We start from the raw sequence: 16,176 nt of genomic DNA, 5'->3' as shown, positions 1-16,176 counted from the left end.
TTTTTTCATATCCAAGATCTATAATCCTTAAAAATCCCTGCAACATCTACTAAATAATAAATTTGAATACAAGAAAATACAATTATAATCATCCATCCAACAATTTTTGTTTTTGCAGAGAAAATATGAACTATCATTGGATAAAGCAGTATCTGTATTACAGAATACATTTCAAATGTTCTTATAGAAAACACCTGAGCTCCTGACACACTTAATATTAAGAAAAGTGAAACAGAAATCATATGTGTTTTAAAAAGTAAATCAAAATATTTAATATCTTTTAGCTTTACATAAAAGAGAGCAAACAACCCCAACACTAATAATGCAAATAACATTCTAAAATTAAAAATATTAACCTGATCTTCTTTCAGCCATTCCATTACCTCTATATAAAGTTTTACTCTAGGAAAAATCTTGTCCAACATCAAAACCGTAAGAAGATTAATATTAAGAACAACAAGTATAAATGATATTATTACTAAAACATAATAATATTTAATATTTACTTTTAGTGTAAATAAAAGCCAAGGAATGAAAAATACTATACTTGAAGAATGGAAAAAGAAGCAAAGTAAAAATTTTATAAAAAAAGGAATGTATTCTCTATTTTCAATATTCTTAATGGATAACAAAAAGATACCTGCTGCCACACCGGCCCTTATAGTAGTCATTTCATGCATTAGATAAAGATTACCTATATATAATAAAACACTGAGAAAAATAAATTCTGAATATTTTACTATAGCTGTAATCTTAAAACAAACTCCTAAAACAGCAAATAATAAAAAAGAAGCTTTAGCCACTTCAATATTATCATTAAAGAATATTTTAAAGAAATGTGGAATTACAAACATACACCATTCCAGAGATACATCTCGTCCTGCAAAATCAGATGCTGTAGGTTCTATGTATCTCATTGTCTTAAGATACATATAGTAGTCACTATCAATGCCAAACCGTGTTCCTGCAAAAACCGAGAGAACAATTGCAAGTATAATACATAATGTCTTTTTATATTTAAAGTCTGCAATAAAAGACAATATGCCTGAAAAGAGGAAAATAATATAGTATGCCATTACAGTGTATATTAATCCTTCGGTACTATTTTCTTAAAAAATGCCACCACTTTTTTTCTTCATTTGAATATCCATACTGGTTTCCATAAGCAAAATTTGTTTTTCTTATATCATTTACAACAAATACCGGATTCTTCAGATTTTTATTTTCTGTATTTTTATTGGCAAAATCCATGTAGCTCTTCATAGATATTTCGGATCTAACTACATATACTGTGGCATCAGCTAGGTGTGCAATTAAGAAAGAATCAGTAACTGGCATCAAAGGGGCTGTGTCCAAAATAATATAATCATATCTATCTCTCACTTCATTCAGTAAATCTTCGTATTTATTATTCTGTAATAAATCTGTGGGATTTGGAGGAATTGCTCCTGAATAAATAAAATCCGTACCTGAAATAAAACCACTGGGATGGATAATTTCATTTATATCTTTAACATCAGAATTTAAATATTCCGTTAATCCCCGAGCCACTTTCATTGAGGGATTATACCTTTGTAATTGTGGATTCCTTATATCGCTTCCTATAACCAAAACCTTTTTGTTCGGAGTAGTTAAGGCCAATGCCAAATTTACCGATACAAAAGTTTTTCCTTCTCCTTTCATGGAAGAAGTTACCATTATGGTTTTAGCATTATCATTTTTACGCAATATAAAACGAAGATTGGTTATCAAGATTCTAAATGACTCTGCCAAAGGAGATAAATCATTATTTTTAATTAATTGATCAGATTTCTTTAATGTTTTAGGAATCTCTCCAATCACTGGAATATTGGACAATTTCTCAATATCACCTTTTACAATAATTTTATCATTAAACAATTCCTTAATTAATAAATATATTGCTGGTAACAGGAATCCGATTAAAAGAGCTCCTCCCAAAATAAACATTTTCCTTGGAGCCACAGGCTTTTTTAATGCGTATGCAGAATCTACTACTCGAGCTTTATTAGAGGTTATAGCCATTGATATAGCAGCTTCTTCGCGTTTTTGTAGTAAAAGGAGAAAAAGGTTTTCTTTTATTTGCTGCTGCCTCTCAATATTTCTAAAGACCCGCTCTTTTTCTGGAATCGTGGATATCGAATTAGCAGACTTTATTTTTTCACTTAAAATATTGTTGCGGCTTATTTGTAAGGCTCCTTTATCTTTTAATAAACTCTCCCTTATATTTTGGCGAAGGTTAGAAATTTGTATATCTAGATCTTTTATTACTGGATTGGTTGGAGTTGCATTATCCAACAATCTACTTCTTTCCTGAACTAGTTTATTATAATTATTTATACTGGATACGGCAACAGGGTTTTCCAAACCAACATTCACAGGAATAAGTTGAGAAGAAGACTGTCCATTCAAATAATTACTCAACATATTGTTCAATTCAATTTGAGTATCCAGCTCAAGCATTTTCTTTTTTGCTTCCTGGTTAACTTCCAAATTAATTTTGGCATCACTTTGAACATCAACAATCTGATTTTTTGTTTTAAAATTTTGCTTTTCAGATTCTACACTTCCAAGCTCTTTTGAAATAATTGCTATCCTTTCATCAATAAAACTTTTTGTCTTTTCTGACTCTGTATTTTTATCATTAACAGCATATAAATTGTATTTCTTTACAAGCGTATTCAAGACATCTGCAGCTTTATCCTTATTGGGATCGGTCATATTAATCCCAATTACAGTAGCATCTTTATCCAGCAAATCCACAGACATTGATTTTTGGTAATCCTCCACAGCATCCTCAAATTCTACATATTTGAAATAAATATCTTCAAGTTTTAATCTATCTGCTTTCTTTTTATCAAAATTTTCATTTTTTGTAATAATAATATCTGCATAAGGTAATCGAATCAAGCGGCCATAGCCAGCATTAATATCTGATTTCAGCTCTCCAGATGATAATACAACCCCATCATTTTTAATCTTAACATTAATATCTTGTTTAGGTTTCTCCGCATATGCATCTTCTTTTACCAAAACTATATTTATAGGACTAGTATCTTTATATAACTCGATATCATAAAAACTTTGTTTAGCATATATGGGAGTCTGAAGTTTCAAATCTTTTATTACATCTTCTATGATAGTTTTGGATTGTAAAATTTCCAATTCATTTTCAATACTATTGGTTCCCATTCCTCCAAATCCAGGTACTCCCTGTAAAATACTCATATCACCTACATCTGAAGACATCTTTTTAGCATCCTTGATCAAGATTGAAGTTTGGACTTTATAAACAGGAGCTTTAGATTTTATATAAAAAAACGAAATAATAAGCATAATAGCCATACTTATTAAAAAAAACGGCCATTTCTTTAAATAAGGTCCTAATAATTCATTTAAATTAAAGTCTTGATTATTTATCTTCATGCGTAGAATATATATTATATAAAAAAACCATTTGAATTTTGCAAATATATTATAATTTGTAGGATTCTTCAAGAATAACGATACCTAATGCCGTTATTAAATCCTATTAAAGTAAGTTATCATTTTAGAAGAAACATTCTTCCATTCAAAAATTTTGACATCTTCATAAGCTTTTTCCACTTTTTGTTTTGAATCTTCATTCATAATTTCAATTACTTTATTTGCAATTTCTATTGAATTTTTTATAGGAACGATCCACGCATTTAAAGATGAGGATGGCAAATATCCTGTCGTAATAACCGGTATTTTACACGCCATGGCTTCTATAACCGGATAATGTACGGCCTGTAACTGAACTGTACCAGCACAAACATAAGTATCAAGAGACTGATAAAACTTAGCAAGATTTTCGTCACCATCGGGTTTTAATATTTTTATTCCTTCTTCCATTTCTAAATGGGGATCACCAAAAGCAACATGTAATTCTATTTTTTCACCCAATTTTTCCCTCAAAATTTTAAATGCCTCAATAATATACTTTGTACCCTTATATTCTTCAGTCCGCCCAATAGTTCCTATAATAAATGCGGACTTGTTGGTTTTCTCTATGCTTGGCCGATAGTTTTGCATATCTAAGCCCGGAAATACAAACATATCTGTTTTAATTTCTCTATAATTCAAATACATCGGAGCATTTACAATCATATTAAGACCTAATTTATAAGACTTTTTGCTTATCCTTTTAAAGATTCTGGTCTTCAAATCTTTTTTATAATAATAATCTGGCTCATAGGCTTGAATATAATAGAACTTTTTTGCTTCTATTTTAGATTTCTTCACTGGATATGCTGAAAAGCAATGATTGGCTAAAACTACATCAGCTGTTAGAGTGTTCAATATTTTAATTAAAACAGATCTCAATTTTAGAGGTCCTAAAAAAGGAGAAGTCGCCGCCGGATTATTTTTTGTTCTAATATTTCCATTTAGATCATAATAAAGAATATTTGCTTTAGTAGGAAAATAGGGTTCCAAAGTTTGTTCATAAACTAAAAAATTTACTTCATGTCCTTCATCTATCCAATCACTAGCCAATTTTGACAAAACTCTCCATCCGCCAGCTTTTCCAAAAACGCCTACTACAGGAATTAAAATTTTCATATTACTTTTTAAATAAAATATTTTTAAATAGAATTATCATAGTTATAAAATAAATAAAATAATTCATAAAATAAGCTTGTGTTGCTCCTACCACTCCAAACTGTTTAACAAAAAAATAAGTTAAGCCCACATATAAAATTGAAAATAAAATTTCTGTAATAATATAAATTTTACTCATAGACTTAGCTACCATTACAAATGCTAAAATCCAACTCATTATTTTAAAAAAATCCCCCAGGAGCTGCCATAAAAATAGTTCTTTGACAGGAAAAAACTCTTTTGTAAATAATATAGAAATTACAATATCTTTTAATAAAAAAATTATAACAAGGCTTATAAATAATATGGGGGTAAAAATTTTATATGCTTTTAGGATCTCATGTTTCAATCTGGATTGCTCATTAATCTCTGAAAGCTTAGGTAAATAATAAACACTAAAGGTAGATGTAAATAGCATCAAATATAATCCGGAAATCTTATTCATTGATTCCCAATATCCGGCATCTACCATAGAATATTCATGAATTAAAAAACGTCTAATTATAAGTTGAGCTACAGGCACTGTGATAGCTGTAACAATTGCCATAAAGGAATAGTATGCATATTTTTTTAATATTCCGGATTCCCAAGAACTCCATAAGAATTCTTTTTTAAACCATTTAAGTTTTCTAATATAAATAACGGTAAAAAAAACAACAACTGCTTGGTAAGAAACAGTTGCAATCAAAGCTCCTTTAATATTAAAAATGCTTACTAAGCCAACTGTAAATATGAGTCCAAGAATACTTATAGTAATATTAGTAATTACAAATTTTCTAAACTCTTTATATCCATTTAAAACTGAAAGGAAAAAGTTATTAATTGAAATAAAAAAAAGGCTGATTCCAAAGAAAATAAATACATAGTAATATCCATCATCTAAAAGAATAAACCTACTCAAATATTTTGATAAGAAAATAATTATCAATCCTATCAAAGCAGATAAATAAGCGGTTATTTTAAAACCGTTACCTAAAATTTTTCTTAAAGAATTTTCACTTTCTTTATTCTCTGCAACATATTTAACCACTCCATTATTGATTCCCCCTGCTCCTAATGTTATTAAAACAGTTGTAAAATTTTGCAACTGCCCAATAAGAGCAATTCCCGAAGGGCCTATAACTGCAGCTAAAACTTTTACAGTAATATAACTCGTAATAAGTTTTATCAGTGTAGAAATACCCGTTAAAGAAAAAACTTTTAACAGATTACTGGATTTTAGTCTTTTAAAGGTAATCACTTAAATAAGTTCAGTTTTTCAATTACCACTCCCACTTCACTTTCATCCATTACCGGACTTATGGGTAAACTTAATACTTCATTATGAATTTGTTCGGTAATAGGTAAACTCATCTCATTCCATTCCTTATACGCCCTCTGCTTATGAGGAGGGATAGGATAATGTATTAAAGTCTGAATTTTATTCTCTGTAAGATAATTTTGCAGCTTTTCTCGTTGCTTGGTTCTGATTACAAATAAATGCCAAACATGCTCATTTTCATCTTCTGGAAATTCAGGTAAAATAATTTCAGAATTTATAATTTCCTTTGTATATCTTTTAGCAATTTGTCTTCTTTTTTGATTCTCCTCATCTATATATTTTAATTTAATATCTAAAACAGAAGCCTGTATTTCATCTAATCTGGAATTAAGACCCTTATAAATATTAATATATTTCTGATTAGAACCATAATTAGCTAAAGCTCTAATGGCCTTAGATAATTCTTCATCATTAGTTGTTATTCCACCAGCATCTCCTAAAGCTCCTAAGTTTTTACCCGGATAAAAACTAAATCCTGCTGCATCTCCCAAATTTCCCGTCTTAATTTTTTTCCACTCCGATCCTATGGCCTGTGCATTATCTTCTACAATTTTGAGGTTATATTTCTGAGCTATATTCTTTAATTCTTGAGAAAAAACAGTTCTTCCATATAGATGGACGATAAGAATCCCTTTTGTTTTTTCTGAGATTTTTTTTTCTATTCCTGATATATCAATATTATAATTTCTAACATCCGGCTCTACCAAAACAGGAACTAATCCATTATCCGTAAGGGCCAGGATAGAAGCGATATAAGTGTTAGCAGGTACAATAACCTCATCCCCGGGCTTCATAATTCCCAGCTCAATATAAGCCCGAAAAATTAACCTTAATGCATCTAGTCCATTGGCAGCTCCTATAGCATATTTTGATCCTATATATTTCAATAGGTTTTCCTCAAAAGTTTTCACTTCATCTCCTAAAAGATACCATCCGGAGCGAAAAGTATTTATTATTCTTTCTTCTATCTCTCTCTGATGAACAAGATTTATTTTTTGTAAGTCTAGGAATTTAATCATTTTTATAATTATGTATAAATAATTTTGCCATTTTCATCTATTTCACCTTTTTGTTTAGCAGGATTTCCAAACCAAACTGTATTTGCAGGAACATTTTTGGTAACAACACTCCCCGCACCTATTAAAGCATTCTCTCCAATAGTATTACCAGCTATAACAGTTGCATTAGCTCCAATAGAAGCACCTCTTTTAATAAGAGTTTTAGCAAAAACTTCAGGATATTTTTTAGATCTAGGAACTAAATCATTAGTAAATGTTACATTAGGACCAATAAAAACATTATCTTCTATTGTTACACCATCCCAAATTTGGACTCCAGGCTTAATGGTTACATTGTTTCCTATTACAACATCATTTTCAATAAAAACATGACAATTGATATTACAGTTATTGCCTATAACAGCATCTGTTAATATTACACAATATTGCCAAACTCTAGTATCATCACCAATATTTTCACTTTGGACATCTGATAGGGGATGAATATTACTCATTATTTACAATTTTTAAATACTCTTCATAATTTCTTATATAATCCGACTCATTGTAAGTATGTGAAGCCAGTACCAGGCAAATAGCTCCGGAGGAAAAATTAACTTCAGAAGCCCAAATTCCAGGAGGAATATGCAATCCTAAATTAGGCCGATTAAGAAATACCTGCCTTTTATATTGACCATCATCCAAACTTACTTCAAAACTTCCACTCGCAGCAATCAAGAACTGATGACATTCTTTATGCGCATGTGCTCCTCGGCTTTCCCCTCCAGCTATATCATATAGATAAAATATTCTTTTAACATCAAATGGAAAACTTGAACTATTTTCAACAACAGTTAAATTTCCTTCCTCAAAATTAATTTTACCCAAATCAATTACAGAGCAATCAAAGACTGAAATTTTCCTCATTTCTTAATTTTTTAAACTCTTCAAAATCCCTAATATAGTCAGTTTCATCATATAATCGATCCGATACAATCAATGCAAGGGAATTTGTCGAAAAATTTTCTATCCTTCTCCAATACATCTTGGGAATATACAATCCTGAATAAGATCTATTTAGAGAATACCTCGATTCATTTTTTCCATCATTTAAAATTACATCAAAGCTTCCCGACAAAGCCACAATAAATTCCTGCTGTTCTTTAAAAGCATGGCTACCTCTTACTTCTCCCCCAGGCACGTCATAAATCCAATATGTTCTGGAAATTTCAAAGGGTAGCTGATTCGGATACTCATAAAAAGATAAATTACCTCTTTTATCAAGTATTTTAGGAAGATATATTAATTCTGGTTTGGAATTCCTCATAGTCAAATTTATGTACTAAACAAATATATTCATTATTATAACACCCTATTGATCAATTATACAAAAACCGAAAAGGTCTTCCACATGATCAATATATCTCTTTTAAAAGAAAGATTATAATAATATTCCAAATTCATTTTTACTTTATCCGGAAAAATGACCTCATCGTTATATTTCAGAGGATTTTCCTGCCTATTCAAAAGTTCTTCTTCATTCCGGTACTTAATTCCCGCTTCGCTCGTGATACCCGGCTTTAGCTGAAGGATAAGACGATCCTCTCCTTCCAGCTTATCATAATAACCCGGAAGATCAGGTCTGGGACCCACCAAAGACATATCTCCTTTTATAATATTAATCAACTGAAGAAGTTCATCCATTTTTGTTTTCCGCAGCCATTTTCCCATTTTAGTTTTCTGGGTATTCTTTATATCGTATGTCCGAAATTTATAAATAACAAAAGGAACTCCGTTTCTACCTATTCTCTTTTGGGTAAAAACGCCAAAACCTCCTGTATCTACAGATGCCAAGATTATTAATATAATTAAGATCGGGCCCAGAACTAAAAGAGCAATCAATGATACTCCGTAATCCATCAAGGCTTTCCACAAAGGATACTTTTTCACACCATCTTTTGAATTATTGGCAAATATATAAAATAAGTTCTGTATAGGAACTTATATGCATTTTTTTGACAACATCTGTAATTTAAAAAGGAAGCATCTTTAATTGATATAAAAGAAAAAATCTGCTTTAAATTTTAAAATAAAGCAGATTTTTATATTAATTAGAATTATTAAAATATTTTTTTAACAATTTTCGCTATTCTCTCTTTTTCTTCTTCTTTAAGATTGGATCCGGAAGGTAAGCACAAACCATTTTCAAATAAATGTTCTGCCACCTTGTCTCCATAATAAGGGGCATCAGCAAAAACAGGCTGCATATGCATAGGCTTCCACAGCGGTCTGGATTCTATATTATCTTCTAAAAAAGCCAATCTAAGATCTTCACGCGTTTTCCCCGTGATCTCTTTATTTACTAAAATAGCTGATAACCAATGATTGGAATAAAAATCAGGACCTGTTTCCGAAAGAACCTCCACTCCATCTATCTCTCTAAAAAGTTCTACATAAAATTCATGTACTTTCCTACGCGCATCCACCCGATCTTTTAGCACTTCCATCTGCCCGCGTCCTATTCCTGCTGTAATATTACTCATTCTATAGTTATAGCCTATGTGGGAATGCTGGTAATGAGGAGCATTATCCCTTGCTTGGGTGGATAAAAATACAGTTTTCACTTTATCTTCCTCACTATGGCAAACCAACGCTCCACCACCAGAGGTCGTTATGATTTTATTTCCATTAAAAGACAATACCCCAAAACGGCCAAAAGTACCGCAGGTTTTTCCTTTGTATCGGGAACCCAAGGCTTCCGCTGCATCTTCAATGATAGGAATATCATATTTTGCTGCAATAGCCGAAATTTCATCCATTTTAGCCGGCATACCATAAAGGTGAACGATGATTATTGCTTTAGGTTTTTTACCTTTGGAAATCCTGTCTTCTATCGCCTGCTGTAAAGCTTCCGGACACATATTCCATGTATCTTTTTCAGAGTCTACAAAAACAGGTTTTGCCCCCTGATAAACAATGGGATTGGCTGATGCGGAAAATGTCATGGACTGGCAGATCACTTCGTCACCATGTTCCACTCCACATTCTACCAATGCTAAATGTAAAGCCGCTGTTCCTGCTGATAAAGCTGCTACCTTTACATTTTCATTTAAAAAGTTTTCGAGATCATGTTCAAATCCGTCTACATTCGGACCTAAAGGAGCTACCCAATTGGCTTCAAAAGCTTCATGGATGTATTTAAGTTCACCTCCTCCCATATGAGGTGAAGAAAGCCATATCTTAGAGTTCATAGCTAGATTATTTAATTACAAATCGTTTATTTTAATTATTTTCCCAGGATTTCCAACAACAGTTGCTCCATCAGGAATATCTTTTATAATAACAGCGCCTCCTCCTATTATACACCATTTTCCGATTTTCACTCCCTGAATAACACTTGCTCCAATTCCGACATGAGTTCCTTCTCCTACTTCAACACCTCCTGCCAAGGCTGCATTGGGAGAAATATGTGCAAAATCATGAACTATACAATCGTGGTCTATAGAGGCATTGGTATTAATAATACAGTGTCTTCCGATTCTTGATTCAGAGTTAATGGTTGCTCCCGGCATTACTACCGTTCCCTCCCCAATACTTGCTCTTACAGAAATTATAGCCCTAGGGTGAGAAAGGATATTATATTTGAAATCAGGATGATCCGTGACAATTTTTTTACGGGTTTTGTTATTACCAATAGAAATGGTTACTTCAATATTTTCTTTAGGAATTTCATGAATAATTGAATATCCTAACAGTTCTTTTTTAGATAAATCTTCATCAATGTATGCTTCTATTGTATAGCCATTTTCTTCCGCAATTTCCGCTACTACTTTTCCATGACCACTTGCTCCATACAAATACATATTCTTATTTATTTAAATTAGTTTTTTCCGTTAAAGGCTTCCGTGGTTACCTGTCCCTCCTGGCTGATACCTTCACTTTTGAAAACTTTTTTAAAGGTAGTAAAAAACACTTTACAGTCGGTAAGAAATGAAAGATTATCTACATACCAGACATCCAGCTCAAATTTTTTGGTCCAGGAAATGGCATTTCTCCCATTCACCTGTGCCCAGCCTGTAATTCCGGGTCTCACTTCATGGCGTCTCTTCTGTGTTTCATTGTATAAAGGCAAATATTGCGGCAGTAAAGGACGGGGACCTATAATCGCCATATCTCCTTTCAAAACATTAATTAACTGAGGAAGTTCATCTAAAGAGGTTTTGCGTACAAAAGCTCCAATGGATGTCAAACGTTCTGCATCAGATAATAAGTTTCCATCAACATCTTTTTTATCATTCATTGTTTTAAACTTGATGATTTTAAAGATTTTTTCATGTAAGCCCGGACGCGCCTGAAAGAAGAAAGGTTTCCCTTCATTAGCAAAGTATAAACCCACCATCACAATAATAAAAATAGGTGACAGAATAATCAGGCCCACAAAAGCAATTATGAAATCCAATAGACGTTTAAAAAAATTCTTATACATTTATTTTTTAATCTAGATCAATTCACAATTTTTTTAATAGCTTCTAAATATTTATTTGCTAATATTTCTCTATCAAAATTCATTTTAGCGTATTGATATCCATTCTCTCCTTCTTCTTTTAATCGCAAAGGTTCATCTAAATACATTCTTATTATTCTATCATATTCTTCTGCGTTTTCCGGTTCTACATAAGTTCCTGCTTGGGCATCTTCAACTAATTCTCGAGATACCCCGTCTATAGCCATTAGAATTGGTTTTTTACATGAAAAATAATCAAAAGATTTATTAGAATAAACCGTTTTGAAGGTATCCACTTTCTTTAAAACAGATGCTCCCATTTCTGAAGCCAATATATACTTGAATACTTCTTTTTTAGGAACAGGATCTAAAAAAACTACATTTTTCACTTCCATATTTACCGCTTTCTGTTTCAGTCTTTCTTTTTCCATCCCTTGTCCTATCAATAAAAACAATACCTTAGTATCTTCCAGTTTTTTTCCTGCATCTAAAATTTGTTCTAAATGATTAGCCACTCCATGAGCCCCAACATACGTGATTACAAAATAACCTTCCAGACCATGTTCCTTTCTAAATAACTTACGATCAAAACTTTCCAGTACTTCTTCCGAAAGAGAAAAATCGGCAGCGTTGGGAATCATAATCAATTTCTTTTCACTAACTCCTTTCTTTTCATTTAAGGTTTTAAAAAAGGCCGGTGTTAAAACATTAATTAACCTAGCTTTTTTATAAATAAATGCTTCAAACCAATAGGCTAACTTTATAATCCATTTATTAGTAAGTACACCCGTATCAATAGCAGATTCAGGCCATAAATCTCTAATTTCAAAGATCATAGGGATTCTTTTGAATCTGGATATCAAATATCCAGATCCACCTACGAACAACGGAGGAGAAGTTACCACAACCGCGTCAAACTTTCCTCCTACTTTAAAAAGTCCCGCCCATAATGATGAGAACATAAAAGAAAAATAGCCCCAAAGGCGTCCCAAAAATCCATTGTTATATGATTCAGATACATGAGTACGATATACATCTACATTGCCTTGCTTTTTCTTTACAAAGTATTTATTCTTATATTCATCTCTTTTAGAAAGACCATTATAATGCATCATGCCTGCAATGACGGTTACTTCATGACCTTGAGAAGTCCATGTTTTAGTCATTTCATTCCATCTGGAACCTCCCGGATCGTCGTCTTCTAAAAAATACTGATGTAATAAAAGTATTCGCATTATAATGATGTTAATGTTAAAGTTGTTGAAATTTTAGTATCAAAATTAAAATAGGCAGATTTTTCATTTGTATAGCTTCCATAATAATCAGAATTATATGAGTCAAACTCTAATAAAGTTTTTCCTTTCGACTCTATAGTAAGATGTGAATTGTTCAGATGCCAGATTTGTTTCATTGAACATCTCTCTAAATTTTTCATCTCATCCTTTATAATCCACTGAATAGCTTTTTTAGATATTCTGATTTCTCTTTTCTGAGTTGCTTTTTTATTTATATACTGAAAAGCTTTTATTTTACCTTTAAAAATATATTCTTCGTTAGTTTCTTTCCATTCTGCATACACCTTCTGAGTCCAATAATACCATATAAATCGTCCTCCTTTTAACATCTGGGATCCATCATTAATCATTACAACATTATGAGATTCAGACCCCATAAAGTACTTCAATTTTTCCGTGTCAGTATTATATTTATAGGTTCCAGAATCTCTTAAAATATTATAACCTTTATACCAAATATCAATATGTAAATTATCTGCTTGCGCGGGCCTATCTTTGTGATTACCACATCTAATGAAGGTAAAGTATTCCTTATTCCGGCAAAGATAATAACCACCTATACTAAATTCCTGGATTCCTTCTATTTTATTTATATTAGAAAATAATTTCTCGTTATTAGTGACTTTTCCATTCCATAATAAATCTTCTATAATATATTGATCCTCAAAGAGTAATTCATTGGTCAAGATATGATACAGGGTATTCAACTGTGGGCGATAATCTCGGTAATCCGTATCTGCCAGGGGGAAAAATAAAGCTCCGTCATTTGAACCATAATTGGGAAGCCAACCATTCTCATCTTGCATGCATTGATACAAAAAATTAACCGATTTATATGCCTTTTCGTATACAAATCCAGAAAATTTCTGTCCATTTTTTGTATATACTGAGATCGCAAATGATAATAATTGAACTACTACACGATGATAATTCATTGAAAATTGCAGAAAAGTTCCGTCATTATATATTTGATAATCAATTTCTTCTTCAAACCATTTAAGCCCGTTTTTTGACCAATTTACCGTCTCAGGTATAAAAGGAAACAATATATTAGAAAGTGTTAAAAATAATGTCTCCGTAATGGCATGATTATTACGAACTGCTATACGTGAAAAATTGATATGATGGTAAACATGATGGAGAGATGCAAATATTACCTCCTGAATTTTTTGCCATCTTTCTTCATTTAAAGCAGTGGAATGTTGATAATAATATAGAGCAAAGCACCAGTTAAACATTCTTAGAGATATCTCCTGGCTACAGCGCCAATTAGGACCTTTGTTGATAGGATTGGCTGCTATCCAACTTTCTATCTCAGAAAACACATATTCACTTAGATCCTGATCAAAACTATAATCATATCTAATAAGTGTTAACAAGTAAGAAAACCTAGATTTTTCCCAAACAAATTTTATATCACCCGCTTCTTCCGACATATCCGGAATTTCCGACCAATGCTTTGTAATATCATATTGATATCCATTAGAAGGATTGGTAATCCAATCATAATCTCTTCCTATATTAATCCAGTTAGCATTAAAAAAAAGAAGTTCCCCTCTAAGTATTCGTTCACCTTTCTTTTTTAAAATATCCGAATTGTTTTTAGGAAAAGATAAATTTTCTCTTGCTTCAATCAAAAACAGATTTTTTAAATTTCTCCATTCTTCTAATGAAATATAGTTTTTCAATGGAAGAACAGTGGGGTGTTTCCTCTTTAAGATTCCAAGTTTTTTCTCTACTTCATGACCAATACAATAATTTATATATCGTATTCCCATATTATTATAGAGCTGATAAAGTTGACTAATTTTACTCAATGACTATAATTTTATAGAATATGTTTTTGAACCATCTTTTCTCAATTTTCCTTCTCCTAAAACAGTTCTGGAAATATTTACTGCAGATGAATTGGGAGTAACTCTCACTTTAGACACTATATATTTACCATTAAAACTATTTCCTGAAAATTTTATGTTAGTGGGTAACATATTATTATCTGGCATTTCAATAAAGTTCAGGGTAGGTTCTTTATTATAAATATTAGACTCGATCTGCAAATTATCCACCTGTTCATAATTCTTGCCACCTAACATTACTATTACAGAGATATTTCCTGAATCTGTATTAAAAGTATTTCCTTTTATTATGTGATTCTTCCCTGCAACTCTAATAGGGCTAACTGTTGTAGTAAATATATTATTAGTAATAGTTGAATTATTAGATGACCTCAAACTCACTCCTGAACGTGAGTTTATAAATTTATTATGATCAACCGTAACCCCGTTTGCTTTTATACTTACTGTTTCCGAATCTCCAAAATAGTTCTCAAATGTATTATTCTTAATAAGTGCATTACTATCCCCATCTGCTAAACCGATACGAACAGCTTCCAATGCTTCCCCCACCCTAGAGGGAACATTTTTAAAAGTATTATTTTCTACAATGATATTATTAAAATTAGAATTAATATGTATTATAGGCAGCCTATTTCTCTTACCTTCAAAGGAACAACCTTTAATTATTACATTATTTCCGAAAACATTAATCCAGTGAAATTGTGTTTCTTTATCTTTATCTAAAAAAGATTTATCATTAAAAACAAAATTAATATTTTCAAGAGTAATATTATTTACAGTAGATTTTTTAGAATTACCAATTTCTAATAAGCTTGTGGAATTCTTATAACTTATTTTATTATTTCTAAAAGTGATATCTTTTAATATAATGTTTGAAGCAGTACTGCTCATTTTTATATAAGAATTACCTGATAAAACAGTTTTATCTCCTTGTATGTAAAAAGGTGCCTTCTCAGAACCATTTCCAACTATATTAATCTGATATTCTACTACACCTTGAGATAATATATACTTTCCTCCAGGCTTAGCATGTATGGTAATCTCCTTTGACATACAGCTATTAAATACCAATATAAAAATTATTAATAAAAATTTCATAATCTATTTTTTGCCATCAATTTCATAGTATTTTTTGAGTCTGTCAGAATGGATAATCTTCATGGGATTTCCAATTACGGTACAATTATCGGGAATACTTTTATTTACTAAGGTATTAGATCCGATAATGACATTATTTCCTATTGTTATTTCTCCAAAAACTACTGATCCTGTGCCTACATAAACATCATTCCCAATGACAGGTACTTTTTGGTCACCAAAATTTCTACCAATGGTTACATTCTGGGCTATAGTTACATTATTTCCAATTTCAGTATTAGAATGAATTACTATCCCCAATCCCCAATATCCTACTTTAAAATTTTTTCCAATTTTTGCAGATGAAGGGATCCAAGTACTAAATATTAGTCGATTAGAAAATGCAACTATTTTTGCAGTTTTCTTTAATCCTATATTATGTAACTTATTCCCAAACCTATATATAATTACCGGTAGTGACATT

16 protein-coding genes are annotated in these 16,176 nt (G+C 31.3%); all 16 read right to left on the bottom strand.

Features of this window, described 5'->3' with window-relative positions:
• Nucleotides 1–5: 5 nt before the first annotated feature.
• The 16 genes from ABJ974_RS04095 to ABJ974_RS04020 all read right to left on the bottom strand — a co-directional run bounded on the left by ABJ974_RS04095 (nt 6) and on the right by ABJ974_RS04020 (nt 16,175).
• A complete protein-coding gene (locus ABJ974_RS04095) occupies nt 6–1,076 on the bottom strand; it encodes an EpsG family protein (RefSeq protein ID WP_419870115.1) in 1,071 nt (356 codons plus the stop codon).
• 25 nt (nt 1,077–1,101) lie between these two features.
• Entirely contained in the window at nt 1,102–3,444 is a 2,343-nt protein-coding gene (locus tag ABJ974_RS04090; protein WP_419870114.1) for a GumC family protein, read from the bottom strand.
• Between the two features lie 96 nt (nt 3,445–3,540).
• Complete coding sequence (locus tag ABJ974_RS04085) at nt 3,541–4,602, bottom strand: glycosyltransferase (protein ID WP_419870113.1); 1,062 nt, start codon at nt 4,600–4,602, stop codon at nt 3,541–3,543.
• Nucleotide 4,603: 1 nt separating this feature from the next.
• Complete coding sequence (locus tag ABJ974_RS04080) at nt 4,604–5,881, bottom strand: O-antigen translocase (protein ID WP_419870112.1); 1,278 nt, start codon at nt 5,879–5,881, stop codon at nt 4,604–4,606.
• On the bottom strand, nt 5,878–6,981 hold the full coding sequence (locus ABJ974_RS04075; protein WP_419870111.1) for a DegT/DnrJ/EryC1/StrS family aminotransferase: 1,104 nt from the start codon (nt 6,979–6,981) through the stop codon (nt 5,878–5,880). Before ABJ974_RS04075 ends, ABJ974_RS04080 begins: the two co-directional genes overlap by 4 nt.
• A gap of 8 nt (nt 6,982–6,989) precedes the next feature.
• On the bottom strand, nt 6,990–7,475 hold the full coding sequence (locus ABJ974_RS04070) for an acyltransferase (RefSeq protein ID WP_419870110.1): 486 nt from the start codon (nt 7,473–7,475) through the stop codon (nt 6,990–6,992).
• Nucleotides 7,468–7,887: a sugar 3,4-ketoisomerase gene (locus ABJ974_RS04065; protein ID WP_419870109.1), complete on the bottom strand. Its 420-nt coding sequence runs from the start codon at nt 7,885–7,887 to the stop codon at nt 7,468–7,470. The genes ABJ974_RS04070 and ABJ974_RS04065 overlap by 8 nt, the downstream gene beginning before the upstream one ends.
• Nucleotides 7,865–8,287 (bottom strand): sugar 3,4-ketoisomerase, encoded by a 423-nt coding sequence (locus ABJ974_RS04060; RefSeq protein WP_419870108.1) that lies wholly within the window; start codon nt 8,285–8,287, stop codon nt 7,865–7,867. The genes ABJ974_RS04065 and ABJ974_RS04060 overlap by 23 nt, the downstream gene beginning before the upstream one ends.
• Nucleotides 8,288–8,343: 56 nt before the next feature.
• Entirely contained in the window at nt 8,344–8,910 is a 567-nt protein-coding gene (locus ABJ974_RS04055; protein ID WP_419870107.1) for a sugar transferase, read from the bottom strand.
• Between the two features lie 170 nt (nt 8,911–9,080).
• Nucleotides 9,081–10,211: a DegT/DnrJ/EryC1/StrS family aminotransferase gene (locus ABJ974_RS04050; RefSeq protein ID WP_419870106.1), complete on the bottom strand. Its 1,131-nt coding sequence runs from the start codon at nt 10,209–10,211 to the stop codon at nt 9,081–9,083.
• A 15-nt stretch (nt 10,212–10,226) separates the two neighbouring features.
• Nucleotides 10,227–10,823: an acetyltransferase gene (locus tag ABJ974_RS04045; RefSeq protein ID WP_419870105.1), complete on the bottom strand. Its 597-nt coding sequence runs from the start codon at nt 10,821–10,823 to the stop codon at nt 10,227–10,229.
• A gap of 17 nt (nt 10,824–10,840) precedes the next feature.
• Nucleotides 10,841–11,446 carry a sugar transferase gene (locus ABJ974_RS04040; protein ID WP_419870104.1) on the bottom strand — a complete coding sequence of 202 codons (606 nt, stop codon included), beginning with the start codon at nt 11,444–11,446 and terminating at the stop codon, nt 10,841–10,843.
• A 17-nt stretch (nt 11,447–11,463) separates the two neighbouring features.
• Nucleotides 11,464–12,699 (bottom strand): glycosyltransferase family 4 protein, encoded by a 1,236-nt coding sequence (locus ABJ974_RS04035; RefSeq protein WP_419870103.1) that lies wholly within the window; start codon nt 12,697–12,699, stop codon nt 11,464–11,466.
• Complete coding sequence (locus ABJ974_RS04030) at nt 12,699–14,576, bottom strand: heparinase II/III domain-containing protein (protein WP_419870102.1); 1,878 nt, start codon at nt 14,574–14,576, stop codon at nt 12,699–12,701. Before ABJ974_RS04030 ends, ABJ974_RS04035 begins: the two co-directional genes overlap by 1 nt.
• A 3-nt stretch (nt 14,577–14,579) precedes the next feature.
• Entirely contained in the window at nt 14,580–15,713 is a 1,134-nt protein-coding gene (locus tag ABJ974_RS04025) for a chondroitinase-B domain-containing protein (RefSeq protein ID WP_419870101.1), read from the bottom strand.
• A 3-nt stretch (nt 15,714–15,716) separates the two neighbouring features.
• Entirely contained in the window at nt 15,717–16,175 is a 459-nt protein-coding gene (locus ABJ974_RS04020; RefSeq protein ID WP_419870100.1) for a serine O-acetyltransferase, read from the bottom strand.
• Nucleotide 16,176: the final 1 nt, after the last annotated feature.

It is taken from the genome of Chryseobacterium sp. CT-SW4 (genome assembly GCF_048572715.1).
Classification (GTDB): Bacteria; Bacteroidota; Bacteroidia; order Flavobacteriales; family Weeksellaceae; genus Chryseobacterium.
This window is presented reverse-complemented; position numbering and strand designations above follow the sequence as displayed.

Excerpts from the sequence above, each read along its gene's own strand:
- ABJ974_RS04040 (WP_419870104.1), bottom strand. The coding sequence starts at position 11,446 with ATGTATAAGAATTTTTTTAAACGTCTATTGGATTTCATAATTGCTTTT.
- ABJ974_RS04025 (WP_419870101.1), bottom strand. The coding sequence starts at position 15,713 with ATGAAATTTTTATTAATAATTTTTATATTGGTATTTAATAGCTGTATG.
- ABJ974_RS04090 (WP_419870114.1), bottom strand. The coding sequence starts at position 3,444 with ATGAAGATAAATAATCAAGACTTTAATTTAAATGAATTATTAGGACCT.
- ABJ974_RS04020 (WP_419870100.1), bottom strand. The coding sequence starts at position 16,175 with ATGTCACTACCGGTAATTATATATAGGTTTGGGAATAAGTTACATAAT.
- ABJ974_RS04085 (WP_419870113.1), bottom strand. The coding sequence starts at position 4,602 with ATGAAAATTTTAATTCCTGTAGTAGGCGTTTTTGGAAAAGCTGGCGGA.
- ABJ974_RS04060 (WP_419870108.1), bottom strand. The coding sequence starts at position 8,287 with ATGAGGAATTCCAAACCAGAATTAATATATCTTCCTAAAATACTTGAT.
- ABJ974_RS04035 (WP_419870103.1), bottom strand. The coding sequence starts at position 12,699 with ATGCGAATACTTTTATTACATCAGTATTTTTTAGAAGACGACGATCCG.
- ABJ974_RS04070 (WP_419870110.1), bottom strand. The coding sequence starts at position 7,475 with ATGAGTAATATTCATCCCCTATCAGATGTCCAAAGTGAAAATATTGGT.
- ABJ974_RS04050 (WP_419870106.1), bottom strand. The coding sequence starts at position 10,211 with ATGAACTCTAAGATATGGCTTTCTTCACCTCATATGGGAGGAGGTGAA.
- ABJ974_RS04095 (WP_419870115.1), bottom strand. The coding sequence starts at position 1,076 with ATGGCATACTATATTATTTTCCTCTTTTCAGGCATATTGTCTTTTATT.
- ABJ974_RS04065 (WP_419870109.1), bottom strand. The coding sequence starts at position 7,887 with ATGAGGAAAATTTCAGTCTTTGATTGCTCTGTAATTGATTTGGGTAAA.
- ABJ974_RS04045 (WP_419870105.1), bottom strand. The coding sequence starts at position 10,823 with ATGTATTTGTATGGAGCAAGTGGTCATGGAAAAGTAGTAGCGGAAATT.
- ABJ974_RS04075 (WP_419870111.1), bottom strand. The coding sequence starts at position 6,981 with ATGATTAAATTCCTAGACTTACAAAAAATAAATCTTGTTCATCAGAGA.